The following is a 16,227-nucleotide window of genomic DNA, read 5'->3' as shown; positions in this document are numbered from 1 at the left end:
CTTCGGGCCTGTTCCTGGTGTGCATATTGGATATCGACAAGGTGCCTACTTCGGCACGCGGAGCGGCACGATCGCCGAGGCGGTAAAATCTCCGCTACGGCATTGACCTTCCTACGGACGACCTCGCAATTCAGCGCCCCCGAGCCTTGCGCTGTGTGAACGAACCGTTAATGCCTTCGTGCGTCATGAGCTTGCCGGAGCGTTCGTTCACGATCATCAAAGAATTCGGAAAGTGGGCTGCCATTTCGCCGGCAAGCGCCGGCGTCCCACACCTACAAGCGGGAGCACGAGCAGCACCACGCTGGGTCTCAATCAACCGACGGCCTCGGCAACAAGCAACGTCAATCTGAAGCGTCTCGGCCCTGTCATGCGGCGTGAACTTCAGAGTCTCGCGGGGAGTTCTTTCTCTATGGTCCATCAAACCTCCAACCGGCCAATTGATGGCGACGTAGGCCAACCTGCATTGCCGTCATCCTCACGCGATTGAAGAGGGAACTTGCGAAATATTAGCAAATGCCGCTCCGGGTCCGGGCGACCTGTATGTCAGGAAGCGGCCCTACCATTTCATGCCAGTCCTTGTTCGAAGTCTGACAGGGAGGACCTGCCGGGTTCAAGATGTCTGGCACAGTTCAAAGGCTCGCCGGGCTTTCAAACGAAAACACGTGCGTGAGAGGGAAGAACAAGCGCTGGCACGGGGATTGCAAACCAGTTTGATGCAACACTGAGCGAGGGCTGAGTGCACGCAGACGCGCAAGACGAGCGATGCTCTCCTTCCCCCCGTGTGCCTCGTTTCTGAAGAGAAACAAGCTCGCGCGCCCAACAGCGCGCAACTTTGGCAAATCGGTTGATGGAGAGCAACATGTCTTCACTGAGACAAATCGCATTCTACGGCAAGGGCGGCATTGGAAAGTCGACCACTTCGCAGAACACGCTGGCAGCGCTGGCCGAGATGGGTCACAAGATTCTGATTGTAGGCTGCGATCCTAAGGCGGACTCGACTCGCCTGATCCTGCACGCGAAGGCGCAGGACACGATCTTAAGCCTCGCAGCGAGCGCGGGCAGTGTGGAAGACCTCGAGCTCGAGGACGTCATGAAGATCGGCTATAAAGATATCCGCTGCGTAGAGTCGGGCGGGCCTGAGCCGGGTGTCGGCTGCGCAGGACGCGGCGTCATCACGTCGATCAATTTCCTTGAAGAAAATGGTGCCTACGAGAACATCGATTACGTCTCCTATGATGTGCTCGGCGACGTCGTCTGCGGCGGTTTTGCAATGCCAATCCGCGAGAACAAGGCGCAAGAGATCTATATCGTCATGTCGGGTGAGATGATGGCAATGTATGCCGCCAACAACATCTCCAAGGGCATTCTAAAATACGCCAACTCTGGCGGCGTGCGGCTCGGTGGTCTGATCTGCAACGAGCGGCAGACCGATAAGGAGCTGGAACTAGCCGAGGCGTTGGCCAAGAAGCTCGGGACCCAGCTGATCTACTTCGTGCCGCGGGACAACGTCGTACAGCATGCCGAGCTACGCCGCATGACTGTTCTAGAATACGCGCCGGACTCCGAGCAAGCCGATCACTATCGCAATCTTGCGAAGAAAATCCATAACAATGGCGGCAAAGGCATCATCCCAACTCCCATTTCCATGGATGAGCTTGAGGATATGCTAATGGAGCACGGGATTATGAAGGCGGTTGACGAGTCTATTGTTGGCAAGACCGCCGCCGAGCTCGCGGCCTCGTAAAGGTCGCGGGTCGCGGCCTCGCAAGGGCTCGCGACGGATGCCGGTCCTCCTATTTCCCCCTTCCCCCAGGGGGACCGGCATTTCGATGACAGAAGCTAAATCGGCGTCTCTTGACAAGGACAAGGCGCGCCGTATCCGATTGCCAACAGACTATGTCCGAAGCGCAATTCTTCCCCTTCATGGCGGACTATGCCACTGATCCGACTAGTCGAGCGCATCGTGGAGCTACGATCTATCGATTGCTCACCGGCGTGTACCCCCTAGAAGCTGATATTTCGAGTGACAGGAACTTCGATCGCCATGTGCTTGCGTCAATTCTCGCAGCTGCCGCGATAGACGGTGGTCCAATCCCCAAAAACGTGGGCCTACCCGGCCGGGAGCTCGCGGCACTGCTAGAGGACTATTTCCCGGCGGTCGCGATCAAAGCCGACAACGGGCTTTTGCATTTCATGTGTGAGCAGGACGATGAGGTCGCAATGATTGGTGATCTTCTCCTTGAGCGAAGGTCAACTGAAGGCAAGCTCAGTGGATGGCTTGCTGCGATGGTTGCACGTCGTGCCATAGAGCCAAATCATCTCTGGGAAGATCTCGGATTGGGGGACCGCGGTGAGCTCTCCCGCTTGCTAAGCCGTCACTTCGCCTCGCTCGCCGCGCGCAACATCAACAACATGCGATGGAAGCGTTTCATCTACCGAACATTGTGCGAGAACGATGGCCTCCTGATGTGCACCACGCCTGTGTGCACGCAATGTAACGACTTCAACGTCTGCTTTGGCGATGAAAGTGGCGAGAGCCGGATGGCGGAGCGCCGGCGCGAGGTTGTACGACAGGCGCCTGGTCCGGACATCGACAACAGGGATGTCTGATGCGCTCGCCGGATTTCCGGTTGGCATGTCTCGTATCTACGATGCCCCCGACCTGCGAGCTTGGGCCAGACAACGGTCCGCCGGGTGGCGTCTTCTCGCGATCGCGACCAATGTCCCGGAACAGTGTCCTAGGAGGTCGCTTAAAGAAAAGGTACTTTGGACGCGCAGCGGGAAGCTAGCAATGTTTGGTGGGCCTAGCAATTTACCTAAGACAGGGATGTAGCAAATCGCGCCATATCTGCTCTCGTAGCCCGCTTCCCATGTACAGCACGTTAGACCAGCCAAGCGGTGAACTTGCGCCGAACCAGGTCTCAGCAAGGCGCATATGGTAGTTTGCGGCCAACGCGACGCTGCTTGCGCATCACTAGCTGGTCGATGAAGGACAGTCGTGAAAATCCGCAAGCCCGTTCTCCAGATTGCGAAGCTGCGTGAGACGCCGACCGGACCACCAGCTGATCAAGCAATGCCTTGCGCATCCGTTCGGCAGGTGTGCCGGCGTGAAGGATAATGTGGAGTCTCTTCTTATTCGATGTCGCATTTACAACAATGTATTCGTAGCGAAAAGAAGTGGCTTTCCAAGGCTTTGAGGTGGCGGCGGGCATGGCATGGGGGTTGCTGAACGGATCTTTGTCAAACAAAAGCAAGGAGCTGCTCATGATCGTCGCCGCCACTGCTGTCCAACGGTCGTTCGAGAGCAAGCCAATCGTGCTCACCGACACGACATTGCGCGACGGCGAGCAGGCCCCAGGGGTTGCGTTCACCGTTAAGGAAAAGCTGGCCATCGCGCAGGCGCTGGCACAAGCCGGCGTTACTGAGCTCGAGGCGGGAACGCCCGCAATAGGGAACGACGAAATCGCTGCCATTCGCACGATTGTCGAAGCGGGTCTACCGCTAACCGCTATCGGCTGGTGCCGAATGCGTGAAGCCGATGTCGATGCGGCAAAGGAGGCGAACGTTTCGATGGTCAACATCTCGGTTCCGGCCTCCGATATTCACATTTCGGCAAAGATTGGCGGCGATCGGGAAATGGCGCTTGAAAGGGTCAAGCGCGTGGTCGGCTATGCCCGTGAGCGCGGGCTAGAGGTCGCGGTCGGCGGTGAGGATTCTTCGCGCGCCGATCTAGAGTTTCTCATCAGTCTGATTGCCACGGCGAAGGCCGCGGGTGCACGTCGCTTTCGCATTGCCGACACGCTTGGTGTGTTAGACCCCGATTCCACCTGCGTACTTGTCGGGAAGTTGCGTGCAGCCACCGATCTCGAGCTCGAATTCCATGGCCACGACGATCTCGGGCTCGCGACAGCCAACACGCTTGCTGCCATCAGTAGCGGCGCGAGCCATGCATCGGTCACCGTAATCGGGCTGGGAGAGCGTGCGGGCAATGCGCCGCTCGAGGAAGTCGCAGTCGCACTCAAGCAGCTATACGGACGCGAAACCGGCATCCTACTGCCGGAGCTCGAGAAGGTCGCTGCGATGGTCGCGGCTGCGGCTTCACGTGCGATTCCTCTGAACAAGGCGATCGTTGGTGAGCATGTGTTCACCCACGAGTCCGGGATTCATGTGGACGGTCTGTTGAAGGACAAACGCACGTATCAGTCGCTTGATCCCGATCTGCTTGGTCGCACCAACCGATTTGTGATGGGAAAGCATTCAGGGCTTTCGGCGGTCGCCTCGTTGCTAGCTGAATTGCAGCTTGTTGCCAGCGCAGATGAAACAGGACAAATCCTTTCGCGGGTGCGGGAGCATGCCATTGAGCACAAGCGGTTAATTCAGCGCGAGACGTTGATTGCGATTTGGCGCGACGTTCGCGAACGCACGATGATCCAGGGCGGATAAGATGAGCATATCTCGCACCGTCTTCTCGGAGCTGAGCCACCTGCGGGCGCGCGGAGGGATCCCATGCATTTCCACCTGACACCGAAGCCGCCTCAAACCGTGATTGCCATGCTGCCTAGCGAGGATAGTGTCTGGAAGCGCAGTGTGGCCGTACATAAAGTGAGTTCAAAGAGGGGGCAACGCGGTCATCGAGCTGACCTCCGTCTCGACCAGACGGCCGCGGCCCCAACCGACAGGAAAGTTTGCGATGAGCGACAAGCAAATGACAGCCCTTGTTCTGGACCGGCTCAACAAGGCCTCTTCCGCGGAAGACTTTTTTGCGCTGCTTGGCGTCACTTACGATCCCGGGATCGTTAATGTCGCGCGTCTGCATATCTTAAGGCGCATGGGCCAATATCTCGGCAAGGAACAGTTCGCCGGCGCTACGGAGGCGGAGATCACAGCTCGATGCAAGGCGATGCTGGAGCGAGCCTATGCAGACTTCGTGGCCTCCTCGCCGATTGACCAGCGCGTGTTCAAAGTTTTGCAGGATGCGGTCGCAGAGCCAAAGAAGCCGGCGACGTTCGTGCCCTTGAGTGAACTGAAGTGAGCTCGCGCATGTCCCATATCGCTTGCGCGGGTTATCTTAGCCCTCTGCACCGATTTTGTCTTCATCCTGATAGCTTCTTCACAAAAAGGCAGGACAGCACTGTCGTAAATCAGACGATATCCGGGGTTGCCGCCTCACCATACCGATGATGGCACTATCAAACTCGCTCAAGTCATTGTCCATCGCTTGATTTTTGATGTCCCTTAGCTGGTACGACATTTGCTGCTGTCCGGCATCAGCGTCGCCGACGCCGAATAAATCCATGCCGTTGCCGGCGATGAGGTTTGAGGAGAGACCAATGACGTTGCCTAGTTTGTACATGGCTCTTGCCGCCATCATGTGGGCCTCCTCGCAGGCATGCTCGATATTGACCTGGATGCTGTTGAGGCCGGCGTTGGCCGAAAGGTGTCGGTCAATGGATAGCTCGCGACTTGCGGTTACATCTCAACAGGGCATGCAGGCGATCCCCAGCGTCGACCAGACCCGCGTCCACGCAATCGCCAGCAGCAATGTGCGTCGGCGTGGCCGCCCAAAAGCATGGTCTCATTCGTTTTGTCCTTGCTGGGGGTCGCGCACGAACTGCGTAGCCTGTTCAGTGCCAACCGCAACGCCAAGTCCACAGTTCATTTGCACCACAAAGAACGCATCCCTGTGGTCGGCAGTGTCGGAAGGGTCGAGCAAGAATCATTGGGGCACTATGGCCGATGCTCTGCCGGCAGCGCTGGAGCCAGTCGCAACGAAATCGCGCAGGAGGCGGCGCGGGGAACATCTTGAACCAGGTTCTGCTCGGCATGTGGACCATGGTCAGGGGCCTCTTTGTACCGTTGGCCCGCATTATGAAGGTAGCGGCTGACGGAGCCTGCCAAGCAACGCGCCAGTTGCTGATCCGAGCCATGTTCGACAGTCAACTCACGCTGTTAAGCGACCTGCGCCTAAAATGTGGAAGTCCTGAGGGAAATTCAAGGGTATGACCAATGTTACTAATGCGGTGGTGCCGGCCGGGTCCAGCCGGGCTGCAGCCAAAAGAGAACTGCCGGAGCACTTCAAGGCCTATAAGCATGTTTGGGTTTTCGTCGAGCAGGAGCGGGGGCAGGTGCATCCCGTTTCCTGGGAGCTCATGGGTGCGGGCCGCAGACTTGCTGACAAGCTGAAGGTTGATCTTGCGGCCGTGGTAATCGGGCCAGAGGGCGAGGCCACGCGCAACGCCGCTCTTGATTCGTTCTGCTACGGGGCCGATCTGGCATATCTCGTGAGCGACAACGTGCTATCGGATTATCGCAACGAATCCTACACCAAAGCGCTAGCCGAACTGGTCAACAAGTATAAGCCTGAGATCTTGCTGTTGGGCGCCACTACTCTTGGCCGCGATCTCGCCGGTTCTGTAGCAACAACGCTGCTGACAGGTCTGACTGCTGACTGCACAGCTCTTGACGTTGACGCGGATGGCTCGCTTGCGGCTACACGTCCTACCTTCGGCGGTTCATTGCTTTGCACGATCTACACCTTGAATTACCGACCGCAAATGGCAACGGTGCGACCGCGCGTGATGCCAATGCCTGATCGTGTCCTTCGCGACGCGGCTCGCATTATTATTCATCCACTTGGTCTCATTGAGGATGATATCGTTACCAAGGTGCTCTCGTTCATTCCGGACCGCGATTCCGAAACATCCAATCTGGCCTATGCTGATGCGGTGGTCGCCGGAGGATTGGGGCTGGGATCGCCGGAGAACTTTCACTTGGTACGCCAACTCGCAGTCGTGCTAGGAGCCGAGTACGGTTGCTCCCGTCCTTTGGTGCAAAGGGGATGGGTTACGTCTGACAGGCAAATCGGGCAGACTGGAAAGACCATCCGGCCAAAGCTTTATGTCGCAGCTGCCATTTCTGGGGCCATCCAACATCGGGTCGGCGTGGAGGGGGCCGATCTGATTGTCGCCATCAATACTGACAAGAACGCGCCCATCTTCGACTTCGCCCATATCGCGATCGTTCAGGATGCTGTGCAGCTATTGCCGGCGCTGACGGCTGCGTTTCGAGCGCGGCTTTTGCCGCAATCGCGCGCACGGATTGCTCAGCTAGAGAGGATATCATGATCGATGAGAGGTTCGATGCAATCGTGGTCGGCGCCGGCATGGCCGGCAACGCGGCAGCACTGACCATGGCACGGAGCGGCATGAAGGTTCTACAGCTTGAACGAGGCGAGTATGCAGGATCGAAGAACGTGCAGGGCGCAATCCTCTATGCAGATATGATGGAAAAGCTCATTCCCGACTTTCGGGAGGAAGCGCCGCTTGAACGCCATTTGGTCGAGCAGCGCTTCTGGATGATGGACGACCGCTCCCACGTCGGCATGCATTACCGCTCCGAGGAGTTCAACGAAGAACGGCCGAACCGCTACACGATCATCCGAGCCCAGTTCGACAAATGGTTCTCATCGAAAGTACGCGAGGCCGGCGCGGTCGTCCTGTACGAGACCACGGTCACCGAACTTGCACGCGACGACCATGAAAAGGTGATCGGAGTGCGGACAGATCGTCAAGGCGGCGAAATACAGGCAGACGTGGTGGTCCTGGCCGAAGGCGTTAATGGCCTCCTGGGGACGCGCGCCGGCCTACGTGAGCGGCCGACGCCGGATAAGGTTGCACTCGCGGTCAAGGAGATGCATTTCTTGCCGCGGGAGACGATTGAGGCTCGTTTCAATCTCAAGGGCGACGAAGGGGTAGTGATCGAGGCAGCGGGTACGATCTCGCGTGGCATGACTGGCATGGGCTTTATATATGCGAACAAGGAATGCATCTCACTCGGAATGGGTTGTCTTGTCGCCGACTTCCAGCGGACTGGCGAAACGCCGTACGGATTGCTGGATCACTTTAAGATGCACCCGTCAGTAGCGCCTTTGATCGCCGGCTCCGAGGTCAAAGAATATTCCGCACACCTCATTCCTGAGGGCGGCTACAAGGCAGTCCCGCAGCTCTACGGCGATGGCTGGCTGGTGGTTGGCGACGCGGCCCAACTCAACAACGCCGTTCATCGAGAGGGCTCCAACCTCGCCATGACGTCAGGCCGCATCGCAGCCGAAGCAATTGTCAAGGTCCATTCGCGGCGTAATCCCATGACGGCGACAAATCTGTCGCTCTACAAGAAGATGTTGGACAAATCCTTCGTCATGAAGGACCTCAAGAAGTACAAGGATCTTCCGAAGCTGATGCACACAAACTCGCAAAGTTTCTTTCTCACCTATCCGCAGCTCGTCTCCAAGGCCATGCAGAACTTTGTACGCGTCGATGGCACGCCCAAGATCGAGAAAGAGAAAGTGACGGTGAAATCCTTCGTAAACGCACGGTCGCGGGTAGGTCTGTTCAGCGATGCATGCCGTCTTGTTCGTGCGTGGCGCTAAAAGTCGAAATTGAACCCCAAACTAGGGAGAAAACACGTGATCGAGCCGTCAGTGCGTGTAGAGGACAAGCTATACTACAACCGCTACCTGGTCGACGTCGGCCGCTCCCACGTCAAGGTGCGCGCGCACAAGTCCCCCTCACGGCAGCTCATGGCGCTTTTGAAGGCCTGCCCTGCGCGCTGCTATGAACTCAATGAGGCGGGACAGGTCGAAGTAACTGTTGACGGCTGCATCGAATGCGGCACGTGCCGCGTGATCGCTGAGCCCAGCGGTGACATTGAATGGAATTATCCGCGTGGCGGATATGGGGTGCTATTCAAGTTCGGATGAAGTTGAATGAGGAACCCTAGTGCTCGCCCCGTCAAGAGGGATCCCACTGCAGGTTTTGTTCTCCGCCCACCTGCATGGAGGTCAAATCGACCGGCCCCGAATGAAAGGTGAGGCGAGCTCTTTTGAACCCGGGTTGTGCGGTATCACGCCGTCATTTCCGCTCGGTGACAAACCGGCTTGGATTGCGCCGTCGGCCGGCCAAATTGTAACGCAACGCCTTGAGTGGACGGCTGCCATCTGCACGAGCCAAAAAAACTTCGCGGCCTGGATCGCGCCGGAATCGCTCGCCTCCCAGTGAGCATTCACGTAGCGTCTGAGCCGTTATAAGCGAGACAGCAAGCAACTAACGCTTGAAATCAACGTAGTTCACGTCGGCATCGCCAATCGCTTCGCACGAAGCCCCGCCAACATCGTTCTGTACGCCGCATTGCAGGCGGCGTGAACAAAGCAGTAAGGGACGTTGTTCACCGCTTTTGTCGCAGTCCGTTTGATTACCACCAAACTGGTACTGCCGTCCTCGCGAAGACCGCAGTCCAACCCATTGCGACCCCGGCGGCGCATCGCGTGGCAATCGCGCTCACCAGCAACGTCCCATATTGCCTTGTGAGATAGCGTACTGTCGCCATGGCGGTTAGTGCAAGGCTGATGTCATTGCAATAATCAGGGCCTGCTCTTCTTTGGCGCCTCGAGGCTGGTTCATCCAAGCTTAAGCGTCTCGCCGCCGATCTCGCGGTTGCAGGGACATAGTTCGTTGGTTTGAAGCGCGTCGAGGACGCGCAGTGTGTCCTTTGGGTTGCGGCCAACGTTGAGATTGGTCGCATAGACGTGCTGTATAGTATTGTGGGGATCAGCTATGAAGCTGTAGCGGTAGGCAACGCCCTCGGGCGAGCGCGCGCCGAGGCCATCGATCAACGTACCCTTGGTGTCGGCAAACTGCCAAATTGGCAGATTGTTGAGGCTCTCGTGGGCGCGACGCCATGCAAGTTTGCAGAACTCGTTATCAGTTGAGCCACCTAGCACAACCGCGTCACGCTCGCTGAAATCCTTGGATAGTCGAGCAAACTCTACGATCTCAGTCGGGCAGACAAAGGTAAAATCCTTTGGGTAGAAGAAGATGATCTTCCATTTTCCCGGGAAGCTCTCCTCGGTCAGTGTCTCGAAGGCGCTTTGCCCTTCTTCTTCCTGCGCGTGAAAGCCGGGCTTCACGCCTGTGATTTCGAAAGACGGCAACTTACACCCAATTCCAAGCATGCTATATCCTAACAAGGTCGCGCAGCGTAGATCCTATTGCTCTTTAGAAGCAAGCTGTATGCCATCGATCGGAGCGAGTGGTGCTTAGGCTCGGCCTTGTTCGGCAACTTGATGGGCAGGAGATCATCGATAGACCGCCGCGCAGCCCAGGGATCGAGGCGCAGTCTGGAGTAGGCTTTCGACACCGCCGTGTCACATCGAAGCCAGATGATATGAATTGTTCAGTTGCACTGCACGCACCCGCTGAACTGTCACACATGGGATCTCTAGCCTCTCACGATCGAGACGCTCACGTTGGCCGAACGAGCCACCAGTATTCGGCACGATCTCATTCTGCAGGGCTCTCAAAATGCCCCATATCGAACAACAATGCGGTTGCAACGAAAACGACACTCGCCTGGAACCACGATGAATTTCCGTGCCCACCGCTCACAGGGCTTGAATCGTACGTAGCGTCAGGTTGTACGAGTCTGTAGGCACGTGCCGCTCCGAACTGCCACGAAGGAAGCAAAGAGTCTGCGAATGTCTCACCCGTTTGCGAATGTCTCACCCGAGTGCGCCTCGCGACCCCGATTGGGCGGTGCTAGGGAGGGGTAATACAAAGTGTATCTCTCCGCCGTACGGGCAAGGCGGACGATTCCAGGGGGCCAAGAAGCGAAGCCGGACTCCTTCACATTCGAACTATCGGAGTTTCGCCCAAGTGCAATCTCCGATCTTTCGACGTAACGTTTTTTCATGAAAGGCTGGAGGTATTCCGAGCACGTGCAAGTTGGCCGTATGGGGCGGCAATGGGATTTGGCGGTTGTCATCGATAGCCGCATCACAGAGGTGTTGCGCAAACCATAATGAGATCGCCTGTCCTTCGTCTGGTATCTGACAGATATGTGCGATATCGCAGCAATGATCAATTCGATGCTGCCCTCGATAGGCGCCGTGAAGGCTCGAACACACGGCCATCGAGTGCAGCATTGAATACTCAAAGTGTCAGAGTCGCGCCGTTCAAGTGCAAGTGCCGTTGATCTCGACCATTCTGATCTGGCAGCGCGCATGTTGTCCCGGCGGGAGCAATGATCCGAACAAGTGACTGGAAGAGGGGGGAAGCGGAGACGCATTCCGCTGCCGGGGATACTTTGAATACGTCGGCGGTAACCGTGCCGGAGGAAGAATGAGAGACCTGCAAACCAAGGGAATATGGTGATCGGATGCGGCGCACCAGTTGGGCACTCAGAGCTTGTCACTATGCGGCTCTAGCCGTGCTTGCGACAACAGCGGCGATTTGCAGCGATTACGCCCGCGCGCGAGATTGGGGTACAGCACAGATGATGAAGTCGTGCAAACTAGACGTGCTTCGCTTTTGTGATCGATTCGAAGCAAGAGGAGAAGAAGACGTCGTTGCGTTTTGCCTCAGCGATAATCACAGAAAATTGGGCGACGAATGTCGCCGCGTGATGCGAGGTGCATCCCACAGGAAGGTTGCCTCGAAACGACGCGAGATCACTAAACCGACGCCTTCCGCACTTGCGCGTCGGGAGAGGGCGTCGAAGGTGCATGTTCGGCATGGCAGGCCTTTAGCTACGAAGCGAGGCCAAAACTATCGTATGGCTAAGTAATCGAGCGGTCGCGAAGGACGAGGTCTGACCTTTCGAGGGTCGCATTTTTGTCCGATATCGGGCGAGTGCCCGAGCGGCCAGTACTTCTGATTTATCGTCGCTCCTGGAGTACCTATCTAGGACTGCTATAATTGCGCTCCTTGTGGAAGGGGGTAAGAAGTTCGCCAGGCTCGAGCCAGCAGTAATGACTGCGACCGATCGTAAACCGAACGAAATCGAGAATCTTCGGGTACGATTGTGACGACTTGATGGGCCTGGCTTTCAGCGGACGTGACAGGCATACAATTGCGACCTCCGCGTTGGATACAATGACCAGCTCAATGATCCATCATGGTGAAAACATCGTTCCGCAAAATGAGTTCGGAGGCGTGTTCCAAGAGCCGACACGAAAGATTTGAAGGCGACGAAAGTGAGATGGGTGGGATAGCCACGAGCCCTTGCGACGTCATTCCCTCGCCGGCAGCACAATCCCAAGGCGCGGAGAATCACGCGGGTGCTGGGATAGAAGCTGTTCTGTTTGCCAGTTTATGCGATGCGGTCGGGCCAGCCGGTTTGTCGATTATCTTTGTCGCGAGCTAGCGCTATCGTGGCGGCGAGCGGTGCGTCCGATCGATTGACGCAACCATATGCTTCATCGCCTGACAGACAGCTCATGCGGCCATGTGTCCTTACTCTGCTCTGTTCATTCTAAGCCCGGCTGTTTAGCAAGCAGAGGAGTCAGAGGTATTGACGTAGGCGCCCGCTGAAGGCGCTTGTGGTCGGAACGTCGTGCTTGGATGAGAGCGTTACGATACGCGCCAAACAGTAGCAGAGGCCTCATTCGGAACAGAGCCGAAACTGCAAAGGGAATGTGGTCGCTAGGAGGCGCTCAAATGCAGAACGCTGTTGAACTAGGCGCTTCTCAATGAGCTTTCGATCCGGGCCAGGCAGCGCCGTTTCGAGCAGCCTGCGACAACGCCAAATGTCGTTCCGGACCGATCTAATCTCGCTCAGCTTGTCGTCAATCAAAGTCATTCGCATCCGGTTTCATTTACGGGGCATCAGGATTGTTCAACATCAATGCCGCAGTGGACGATCGCTCTACCAAGGTGTGTTCGATCCCAGCTCGCATAGATTTTGAGAGACTTGCAATATCGCAGCCAAGTAGCGCTAACAAAGTCGCGCATGGTTCTTCCGGTAAAGGCATACATTCTCAAAATAGCCACGTTATCGCTCGCTGCGCGACAGGAGTTGTGCTGATCAGGAAGTTTATCTGCGTTGTTGGCGTTTAAATTGCAGAATTGCTGCATCTTCGGACTGTCAATGTGGTTCTTGGCATTTCGTAAGCTGGAGTGGCGGAAACCGACTGAATCGGCCCTCCAAGGCCCTGGTCTGTTTCGAAATCGTATGGACTTCCCGCTGCTACTCGGCCTGGCCATGAGCCGTATCTGTTCGAGATCGGCGATCGAATCGCAGTCCAGCCCGATCGGCAACTGCTACCGGCAACGTCAAAAAAGCGAAAACCAAGATTCTCCGATTCGTCCTCACATCATTCTAGGCAGCTGGCGAGCGCAGGTTGGGCCGGTGAAGCTGCCTTCCCATCCCCTTAAAGACGCACCGGAAGAGGTCTACGCCGGGTCGCCATCTTCACGAACCAGGACGTCGTCCATAATTCTCTAAAACTAGCTGGAAAAAGCTTGAATCTCACCTAGCGTAAGGCTGTATGAATCAGCAGCTCGCATGTCGAGCTGAGACATCGTCGGCCTCATGGTGCCGGCAAGCGCGTTAGAGATCCGCAGAAGATACGACAATGGAAAAACTTCATATCGTTCTCGCTTTGGCCATTCTCGCTGGCTTTGGAGCAGGTTATGCCGTCCATAGCTGGCGTACTCGCAAGCGGCGCGATAGCGCTCGCCTGTACCGCGTTCAGTCTCGCTCGTCTCGTACTGAACGCCCACCTCAAGCTCCCGGACGACGTGCGTTTTGATTCGAGTTGCCAGAGAACTCATTTGCGACTGGCATGGTTCAGATCTCTAAGTTGAATCAGTTCGGATCTTTTTAGGAGTCGGTGCGGGCACGAGACCTGTGAAACTGGCCGTACGTCGCTGATCGAAGGCGGAACGGCTGAGGCCATACGCAGAGCCAGTCATCGCTAACGAGTTTCAATATCGCCGCAGCCGCAACAACAGCGGGCAGCGCTGTTCGCACGTTTGAAGAACATCGTAGTGGGCGAGAATCCAAGTAACGCATCGGGCCGGTCGATTGGCCTTCGCGGGCATGTCAGGAGACAAGCTAGCGCTCGTGCCACCTGGGACGACCACATGGTGAGGAAGGTTTGTAGCCTTGTCGGCTTACCAAGCGAATATCCAAATCGCGGATCATTGTGTAATTCCGTCGGATCCACTGATGGAGCTCTGTAGACCAATCCTTCTCGTCGCGCAGATATCGGGTGAAGGAAAAGCTCAGTCTGTCTACGTAGAACTTCAGAAATGCCGGCAGCGCCGGAATTCGGATCACATGCTCGCCGCCCATGGCCTCAGGTAATCCGCCGCGCAGAACGAATTCGTTATGGATGGTGATCAGCGCTCGTGGCGGAACTGTCGCTGTAGCATCTCATAACTGCGCCATGACAGGCTGTCATTGCCTGCAACGAATAGGACCGTCGGTGCAATATAACGGCGTGCTGTATCCTTTATGAAGCCGATCTCGTCGCACATCTTGAAGAATTCGTGGAAAGCATAGAAGCCGCGGTCAATCACCTTGGCTATTGCGATCGTGGAAGATTAGTGGATCCATCAGCTGCATCTTGCCAAAAGTATCTATGACATCTGCAGTCTCCGTGATGTGGGGAAGGTAGTCGAGCAAGGACGGCTCCTTCAGGCTGACATCGAAGGACGCCGCCGTGCCGTTCTTCAGCAGCAAGAATTCGCTCACCAGACGAGCGACAAGGGTTTTGCCGACCTGCGGGCAAGGAGAGCAGATGATGTAGATGGGCGTTGCTAACATCGCCGGCATTCAATCAATAATTTCAAACAATAGCTCCCTTGCCTGGCCGGCAAGCGCCTATTGTTCTCCGCTACGGGTAGACGTTGAGGTGAACACCTGCGAGAGGTTCAAACTCATCCATACCGTAGATGCTTCCAATCAAGAGAATCAATTTGCTAGTCAGCGATCGTTATATAGGACAGGTTGAGGGCGGCTGGGGCTACCTAAGAGAGGGACTCTCGAATACAGAGAATGCGTGTTGCCGTCGCTGTCGCGCTTGCAGCGGCTCTGCCTCCGCTCGAAAAGGCTTGAATGTAAGGTTGTACGAATCAGCAGTTCGCATGTCGAACTGAGACATTGTCGGCCTCATGATGCCGGCAAGCGCGTTAGAGATCCGCAGAAGATACGTCGATGGAAAAACTTCATATTGTTCTCGATTTGGCCATTCTCGCTGTGTACGGCGCAGGTTATGCCGTCTATGGCTGGCGTACTCGCAAGCAACGCGATAGCGCTCGCCTGTACCGCGTTCAGCCTCGCTCGCCTCGTACTGAACGCCCACCTCAAGCTCCCCGACGACGTGCGTTTTGATTCGAGCCGCCAGAGAACCCATTTGCGAGTGGCAATGGGTCAGATCTCTAAGTTGAGTCAGTTCGGATCTTTTTAGGAATCGGTGCGGGCACCGAGAGCTGTGAAACTGGCCGTACGTCCTGATCGAAGGCGGAACGGCTGAGGCCGTACGCTGAGCTAGCCATCGCTAGCGAGTTTCAAATATCCGCCGCAGCCGCAACAACAGCGGGGCAGCGCTGTTCGCACGTTTGAAGAACATTAGAATCCAAGTAACGCATCCGGCCCGTCGGCTAGCCTTCGCGGGCATGTCAGGGAAGGAGCTAGCGCTCGTGCCACCTGGTCCGGCCAAATGGTGAGGCGAGTTTGTAGCCCTGTCGGTTCGTCACGCTAAAATCCAAATCGCGGATCATTGTGTAGTTCCGTCGAATCCACTGATGGAGCTCTGTAGACCAATCCTTCTCGTCGCGCAGATATCGGGTGAAGGAAAAGCTCAGTCTGTCTACGTAGAACTTCAGAAATGCCGGCAGAGCCGGAATTCGGATCACATGCTCGCCGCCCATGGCCTCAGGTAATCCGCCGCGCAGAACGAATTCGTTATGGATGGTGATCAGCGCTCGTGGCGGAATCTGTCGCTGCAGCATCTCATAACTGCGCCATGACAGGCTGTCATTGCCTGCAACGAATAGGACCGTCGGTGCAACATAACGGCGTACCGTCTCCTTCATGAAGCCGATCTCGTCGCACATCTTGAAGAATTCGTGGAAAGCATGGAAGCCGAGGTCAATCACCTTGGCTATGCGATCGTGGAAGATTAGTGGATCCATCAGCTGCATCTTGCCAAAAGTATCTATCACATCTGCAGTCTCCGTGATGTGGGGAAGGTAGTCGAGCAAGGACGGCTCCTTCAGACTGACATCGAAGGACGCCGCCGTGCCGTTCTTCAGCAGCAAGAATTCGCTCACCAGACGAGCGACAAGGGTTTTGCCGACCTGCGGGCAAGGAGAGCAGATGATGTAGATGGGCGTTGCTAACATCGCCAGCATTCAATCAAGAATTTAAAACAATAGCTCCCTTGCC

The 16,227-nt window shown here is 56.3% G+C and carries 11 protein-coding genes and 1 pseudogene; 7 read left to right on the top strand and 5 right to left on the bottom strand.

Going from position 1 to position 16,227, the window contains the following annotated elements:
• Positions 1-859 precede the first annotated feature (859 nt).
• Positions 860-1,744 (top strand): nitrogenase iron protein, encoded by an 885-nt coding sequence (gene nifH / locus BCCGELA001_RS31210; protein ID WP_060737955.1) that lies wholly within the window; start codon positions 860-862, stop codon positions 1,742-1,744.
• 152 nt (positions 1,745-1,896) lie between these two features.
• Complete coding sequence (locus BCCGELA001_RS31205) at positions 1,897-2,610, top strand: nitrogen fixation protein NifQ (RefSeq protein WP_008545799.1); 714 nt, start codon at positions 1,897-1,899, stop codon at positions 2,608-2,610.
• A 311-nt stretch (positions 2,611-2,921) separates the two neighbouring features.
• On the opposite strand, the gene BCCGELA001_RS37680 is transcribed toward BCCGELA001_RS31205, so the two are convergent.
• Positions 2,922-3,266, bottom strand: coding sequence for a hypothetical protein (locus BCCGELA001_RS37680; protein WP_144441591.1), 345 nt, complete (start codon positions 3,264-3,266; stop codon positions 2,922-2,924).
• On the opposite strand from BCCGELA001_RS37680, the gene nifV reads away from it, so the two are divergent.
• Together nifV and nifW are read left to right on the top strand one after the other, a co-directional pair.
• On the top strand, positions 3,265-4,443 hold the full coding sequence (gene nifV, locus BCCGELA001_RS31200; RefSeq protein ID WP_060737953.1) for a homocitrate synthase: 1,179 nt from the start codon (positions 3,265-3,267) through the stop codon (positions 4,441-4,443). The two genes, BCCGELA001_RS37680 and nifV, sit on opposite strands and share 2 nt — an antisense overlap.
• Before the next feature lie 247 nt (positions 4,444-4,690).
• Complete coding sequence (gene nifW, locus BCCGELA001_RS31195) at positions 4,691-5,032, top strand: nitrogenase stabilizing/protective protein NifW (RefSeq protein WP_008545795.1); 342 nt, start codon at positions 4,691-4,693, stop codon at positions 5,030-5,032.
• Between the two features lie 78 nt (positions 5,033-5,110).
• Here the strand turns inward: nifW and BCCGELA001_RS31190 are convergent, their stop codons facing one another.
• On the bottom strand, positions 5,111-5,371 hold the full coding sequence (locus tag BCCGELA001_RS31190; protein WP_008545793.1) for a hypothetical protein: 261 nt from the start codon (positions 5,369-5,371) through the stop codon (positions 5,111-5,113).
• Between the two features lie 628 nt (positions 5,372-5,999).
• Here BCCGELA001_RS31190 and BCCGELA001_RS31180 point away from each other — a divergent pair.
• Genes BCCGELA001_RS31180 through BCCGELA001_RS31170 form a run of 3 tightly spaced genes read left to right on the top strand, consistent with a single transcriptional unit; the run spans position 6,000 to position 8,758 of the window.
• Positions 6,000-7,124, top strand: coding sequence for an electron transfer flavoprotein subunit alpha/FixB family protein (locus BCCGELA001_RS31180; protein WP_008545789.1), 1,125 nt, complete (start codon positions 6,000-6,002; stop codon positions 7,122-7,124).
• Positions 7,121-8,428, top strand: coding sequence for an FAD-dependent oxidoreductase (locus tag BCCGELA001_RS31175; RefSeq protein ID WP_008545787.1), 1,308 nt, complete (start codon positions 7,121-7,123; stop codon positions 8,426-8,428). Before BCCGELA001_RS31180 ends, BCCGELA001_RS31175 begins: the two co-directional genes overlap by 4 nt.
• Before the next feature lie 36 nt (positions 8,429-8,464).
• Positions 8,465-8,758 (top strand): ferredoxin family protein, encoded by a 294-nt coding sequence (locus BCCGELA001_RS31170; protein ID WP_060737038.1) that lies wholly within the window; start codon positions 8,465-8,467, stop codon positions 8,756-8,758.
• A 696-nt stretch (positions 8,759-9,454) separates the two neighbouring features.
• Here the strand turns inward: BCCGELA001_RS31170 and BCCGELA001_RS31165 are convergent.
• The 3 genes and pseudogenes from BCCGELA001_RS31165 to BCCGELA001_RS31140 all read right to left on the bottom strand — a co-directional run bounded on the left by BCCGELA001_RS31165 (position 9,455) and on the right by BCCGELA001_RS31140 (position 16,184).
• Entirely contained in the window at positions 9,455-10,009 is a 555-nt protein-coding gene (locus BCCGELA001_RS31165; protein WP_008545782.1) for a peroxiredoxin, read from the bottom strand.
• Between the two features lie 3,881 nt (positions 10,010-13,890).
• A pseudogene (locus tag BCCGELA001_RS31150) lies at positions 13,891-14,604 on the bottom strand (hypothetical protein).
• Positions 14,605-15,470: 866 nt separating this feature from the next.
• On the bottom strand, positions 15,471-16,184 hold the full coding sequence (locus BCCGELA001_RS31140) for a hypothetical protein (protein WP_060737952.1): 714 nt from the start codon (positions 16,182-16,184) through the stop codon (positions 15,471-15,473).
• Between the last annotated feature and the right edge of the window lie 43 nt (positions 16,185-16,227).

The sequence above is a fragment of the Bradyrhizobium sp. CCGE-LA001 genome (genome assembly GCF_000296215.2).
Classification (GTDB): domain Bacteria; phylum Pseudomonadota; class Alphaproteobacteria; order Rhizobiales; family Xanthobacteraceae; genus Bradyrhizobium.
Note: the sequence above shows the minus strand (reverse complement) of the source record. Positions and strands in the feature narration are given on the sequence as shown.